The sequence below is a fragment of the Rhabdaerophilum sp. genome (assembly GCF_046092605.1).
Lineage (GTDB): Bacteria > Pseudomonadota > Alphaproteobacteria > Rhizobiales > Beijerinckiaceae > Rhabdaerophilum.
In genome coordinates, this window is the sequence record NZ_JBJTDY010000069.1 from 1 (window position 1) to 5,039 (window position 5,039).

Sequence of the window (5,039 nt, forward strand, 5' to 3'; positions counted from 1 at the left end):
TGCGCGAGCAGAAGCTCGGCGCGCTGCTCGTTTCGGAATGCCCCTCGGTCAACTGGCTGTTCAATATCCGCGCGGGCGATGTGCCGCACCTGCCGATCCTCCGCGCCTTCGCGCTGGTGCCGGCGGAGGGCAAGCCGAGCCTGTTTGTCGATCCCGCCCGGCTGGAGCCGGGACTCGCGAAGGCGCTGGCCGGCATCGTGGAGATCGTGAAACCGGGCACGGAAGGCGCGCTGGAAGTCGAGGCGCGGCTCATCACGCTCGCGAAGGCCGGCCTCCGCCTTCGTCTCGATGAGGAGAGCGCGCCCTTGCGCTTCTCCGAAGCCATTTGCTCGGCCGGCGGCACGCCCGATCTCGGCCCGGACCCCATCGCCTTGATGAAGGCGCGCAAGAACGCGACCGAAATCGCAGGCGCGCGCGCCGCGCATTTGCGCGACGGCGTGGCGATGGTGCGCTTCCTCGCCTGGCTCGATCGCGAGATCGCAAGGGGCACGCCGCTCACGGAGATCGACGCGGCGGTGGCACTCGAAGGCTTTCGCCGCGAGACGAATGCGCTGGTGGATGTCTCCTTCCCCTCGATCTCGGCCGCCGGACCCAATGCCGCCCTGCCGCATTACCGCGTGACGGAAGCGACCAACCGGCCGATCGCGCCCGGGCTCTATCTCATCGATTCAGGCGGACAATATCGCGACGGAACGACCGATATCACCCGCACGGTCGAGGTGAAACGCTCCACGAAAGCGATGCGCGAGGCCTTCACCCGTGTGCTGCGCGGCATGATCGCCGTGGCGCGCGCGACCTTTCCCAAAGGCACATCCGGCGCGCAACTCGATCCGCTCGCGCGCCTGCCGCTCTGGGAAGCGGGCATGGATTTCGACCATGGCACCGGCCATGGCGTGGGCTCTTTCCTCTCGGTGCATGAGGGGCCGCAACGCCTTTCGAAACTGGGGCATACCGCGCTCGAACCAGGCATGATGCTCTCCGACGAGCCCGGCTATTATCGCGAGGGCGCCTTCGGCATCCGCATCGAGAACCTGCTTGTCGTGGAGCCGCGCGCGATTCCCGGCGGCGAGCGGCCGATGTTCGGCTTCGAGACGCTGACCTTCTGCCCCATCGACCGCCGGCTGATCGTGAAGGCCATGCTCTCCCGCGCCGAACGCGACTGGATCAATGCCTACCACGCCGAGACGCGCGCGAAACTCGCGCCCCTGCTGGATGCCGAGACCCGGGCGTGGCTGGAGGATGCGACGCGCCCGCTATGAGAACGGAAACGAACAGCCGGGCCTTCCTCATCCTGCTCGTCATGCTCTCCATGCTGGGGCCGATGACGCTGAACATCCTCGTGCCCTCGCTGCCGGGGATGGTCGATAGCCTGAAGGCCTCGAAGGAGAGCGTGCAGCTCACGCTGTCGCTCTACCTTCTCGGCATGGCGGTGGGGCAATTGATGCTCGGCCCGCTGGCCGATCGCTTTGGACGGCGCCCTGTGCTGCTGGTGGCGCTCGTGCTCTATGTTCTGTCGAGCCTCGCGGCCTTTCTCGCGCCCAATGTCGAGATGCTGATTGTCGCGCGCATCCTCCAGAGCTTCGGCGCGACGGCGGGCATCACATTGGGGCGCACGATGATCCGCGACCTCTATTCGCGCGATTCCGCCGCCAGCATGATCGCCTACGTCACCATGGCGATGGTGATCGCGCCGATGGTCTCGCCCGTTCTCGGCGCGACGATCGACGATCTGTTCGGCTGGCGTGCCATCCTGCTGTTCTGTTCCGTGCTCGGCTTCATGTCCTTTGTCATCGCGGCACCCATCCTGCCGGAGACGCGTCCGGAAAGCCTTGTCGCCGCCACGGCGGGCGATGTCGCTCGGCGGAGCATGGAATTGCTCGGGGACCGTCGCTTCATGAGCTTTTGGGGCGCGGGTGCCTTCTGCTCGGGCATGTTCTTCGCCTTCCTCGGCACCGCTCCCTACCTGATGATCGAGGTTCTCGGACGTCCCAAGACCGAATATGGCCTGTGGTTCATGACGCTCTCGCTGGGCTACATGGCGGGGAACTTCGTTTCCGGCCGCTTCGCGCCCAGCCTGGGCGGCGAGCGCCTGATCTTCTGGGGCAATGTGGTGGGGCTGGTGGGCGCCCTGCTGATCCTTGCAGGCGCGATCACGGGCTGGCTTCACCCGCTGGCCCTGTTCATCCCCGCCATGGTGGCCTCGTTCGGCAATGGCCTGGTGTTGCCTAGCAGCATCGCGGCGGGCGTGGGCATCAATCCGCTCGCGGCGGGCGCGGGTTCGGGGCTGCTCGGCTTCGGGCAGATGGGCCTCGGCGCGGTCGCGAGCTATCTCGGCGGCAAGCTGGTGACGGGCACGGCCATGCCGCTCGCGATCATCATGACGGTCTGTGCCGTGCTGGCGCTCGCCTCGGGTTGGCTCTCGCGTCGAGAGGATTGAGCCTCAGCCGCCGACCAGCGCGAGCCACTCATCCTCGCTGATCACCTTCACGCCGAGTTCGGTCGCCTTCTCGAGCTTCGAGCCCGCGCCCGGCCCGGCGATCACGAGATCGGTCTTCCTCGAGACAGATCCCGCAACCTTCGCGCCGAGGCTTTCGGCCCGCGCCTTGGCCTCGTCGCGCGTCATTTTCTCGAGGGAGCCGGTGAAGACCACCGTCTTGCCGGCAACGGGGCTCTCGGCCACCGGCTTCTCGGCCGGAAGGATGGTGAGTTCGCCAGCAAGCCGATCGACCATCGCCACCGCATCAGTCCGGGTGAAGAATTCGGCCACGGCATCGGTCACGGCATCGCCGATCTGGTCGAGCGCCTGAAATTCGGCAATAGCCTCGGCGTCGCCCGCCGCGATGCGCCGGGCCTGCGCCTCGAAAGCGGACCATTCGCCCGCCGCGCGTGCCAGCACCTTCGCCGTCGTCTCGCCGACATGGCGGATGCCCAAAGCGAAGATGAAGCGTTCGAGGCTGATGCTGCGCCGCTCCTCGATGGCTGCGAAGAGCTTCGCCACGGAAGTTTTGCCGAAGCCCTCGAAATTCTCGATTTTCTGCAGGCTTGCCTCGTTGCGACGCTGGAGCGTGAAGATCTCCGCCGGCTCGCGAATGCGAAGCGCCTCCACCGGGCAATCATAGAAGAAGGCGATCTGCTTCTCGCCCAAACCCTCGATGTCGAAGGCGCGGCGCGAGACAAAATGCTTCAGGTGCTCGATGCGCTGATGCGGGCAGGCGAATTCGCCGGAACAACGGCGCACGGCGCCCTCAACACCCCCGCTCGTTGCCTCGCGGATCACCGCCGTCTTCAGCGCGCAGGGGCAGAGGGTGGGGAATTCGAAGGGCTGGGATCCGACCGGGCGTTGATCCTGCACCACCTCCACCACCTGCGGGATGACATCGCCCGCGCGCTGGATGACCACGAAATCGCCGATCCGCGCATCGAGCCGCGCGATCTCATCCGCGTTGTGGAGGGTGGCATTGGAGACGACGACGCCGCCCACGGTAATGGGCTCGAGCTTCGCGACGGGCGTGAGCGCGCCGGTGCGGCCGACCTGGATTTCGATGGCGTTGAGGCGCGTCACCGCCTTCTCGGCCGGGAATTTATGCGCAATCGCCCAGCGCGGCGCGCGCGCCACGAAACCGAGCCGGGCCTGAAGCGCGAGCTCATCCACCTTGTAAACGACGCCATCGAGATCATAGCCGATGGTCGGGCGCTCGCGCTCGATGAGCCGGTAATGAGCGATGAGATCGTCGGCGCTCTCGCAGCGCGCCATCAGCGGGCTGGTGGGAAAACCCCAGCGCCTGAACGTCTCCACCATGCCGGATTGCGTCATGGCCGGCCGGAATTCCTTCCCCTCTGAATCGCTCATCTCGCCCCAGCCATAGGCGAAGAAACGCAAGGGGCGGCTCGCGGTGATGCGCGCATCGAGCTGGCGCAGCGAACCCGCCGCCGCATTGCGCGGATTGGCGAAGATCTTGCCGCCGGTTTCTGCCTGCTTCGCGTTGAGCGCCGCGAAATCGGCATGTCCGAGATAGACCTCGCCGCGAATCTCCGTGATATCCGGGGCATCCGGGGGAAGGCTCGCGAGAATGCCGATGGTGGGGTTGGGTGCCGCCATCAGCGCCCGAATATTGGGCGTCACATCCTCGCCCTCGGCGCCATCGCCACGGGTGGCAGCGGTGACCAGCTTGCGGTTCTCGTAGCGCAGGGACAGCGAGAGACCGTCTATCTTCGGTTCGGCGGCAATCGCCAGAGGCTTGTCGGCCGGCCAATCGAGGAAGCGCTTCACGCGATCCACGAAATCACGCGCCTCGGCCTCGTTCATGGCATTGCCCAGCGAGAGCATGGGCACCTTGTGGCGCACCTTGGCGAAGCGGCCAGCGGGGGCCGCGCCGACGCTTGTGCTCACAGATGCCTTCAGATGCGGGAAAGCAGCCTCCAAAGCCTCGAGCCGGCGGCGCAGGGCATCATACTCGGCATCCGAGATGGTCGGCGCATCTTCCTGGTGATAGCGGCGATCATGCTCGGCGATTTCGCTCGCGAGGGCAGCGTGCTCGGCCTGCGCTTCGAGGGGCGTGAGGGTCGCGGGGTCGCGGCCGGTCGGCATGGATCACGTCTCCATCAGGCGGGCGGCGGCCGCGCGGGCCTCATCCGTGATGGCCGCGCCCGAGAGCATGCGCGCGTTCTCCTCGCGCCGCGCGGCATCGTCGAGCAGGCGCACGCGCGTCGCCACACGATCGCCCTCGCCGCTCGCGGTTTTCGAGATCTCGAAATGCGTGCTCGCCCGAGCCGCAACCTGCGGCGCATGCGTCACCGCGAGCACCTGCACCCGTGCCGCGAGCCGCGCGAGCCTTGCGCCGATGGCATCGGCCACCGCGCCGCCCACGCCCGTATCGATCTCGTCGAAAACGAGCGTCGGCGCCGAACCGCGATCGGCGAGCGTGACCTTCAGCGCCAGCATGAAGCGCGCGAGTTCACCGCCCGAGGCGACCTTCATCATGGGGCCGGGCCGCGAGCCGGGATTGGTCGCGACATGGAACTCCACGCGATCGATGCCG

General features: G+C 67.0%; 3 protein-coding genes and 1 pseudogene. 2 read left to right on the plus strand and 2 right to left on the minus strand.

What is annotated here, in order from left to right; translation table 11 throughout:
* Together ACKODO_RS05885 and ACKODO_RS05890 are read left to right on the plus strand one after the other, a co-directional pair.
* Positions 1-1,259: aminopeptidase family protein P (locus tag ACKODO_RS05885; protein WP_408982522.1), on the plus strand; the 1,259-nt coding region annotated here is incomplete at its 5' end.
* Positions 1,256-2,437 (plus strand): multidrug effflux MFS transporter, encoded by a 1,182-nt coding sequence (locus tag ACKODO_RS05890; RefSeq protein ID WP_408982523.1) that lies wholly within the window; start codon positions 1,256-1,258, stop codon positions 2,435-2,437. The genes ACKODO_RS05885 and ACKODO_RS05890, both read left to right, overlap by 4 nt.
* A gap of 3 nt (positions 2,438-2,440) precedes the next feature.
* Here ACKODO_RS05890 and ligA read toward each other — a convergent pair whose 3' ends face one another.
* Entirely contained in the window at positions 2,441-4,588 is a 2,148-nt protein-coding gene (ligA, locus tag ACKODO_RS05895) for an NAD-dependent DNA ligase LigA (RefSeq protein WP_408982524.1), read from the minus strand.
* A 3-nt stretch (positions 4,589-4,591) separates the two neighbouring features.
* Positions 4,592-5,039 (minus strand): annotated as a pseudogene (locus ACKODO_RS05900) (DNA repair protein RecN); the annotation flags it as partial.

What these genes read in the sequence shown, in the direction of transcription:
- ACKODO_RS05890 (WP_408982523.1), top strand. Translation starts at nt 1,256, where the DNA reads ATGAGAACGGAAACGAACAGCCGGGCCTTCCTCATCCTGCTCGTCATG.
- ligA (WP_408982524.1), bottom strand. Translation starts at nt 4,588, where the DNA reads ATGCCGACCGGCCGCGACCCCGCGACCCTCACGCCCCTCGAAGCGCAG.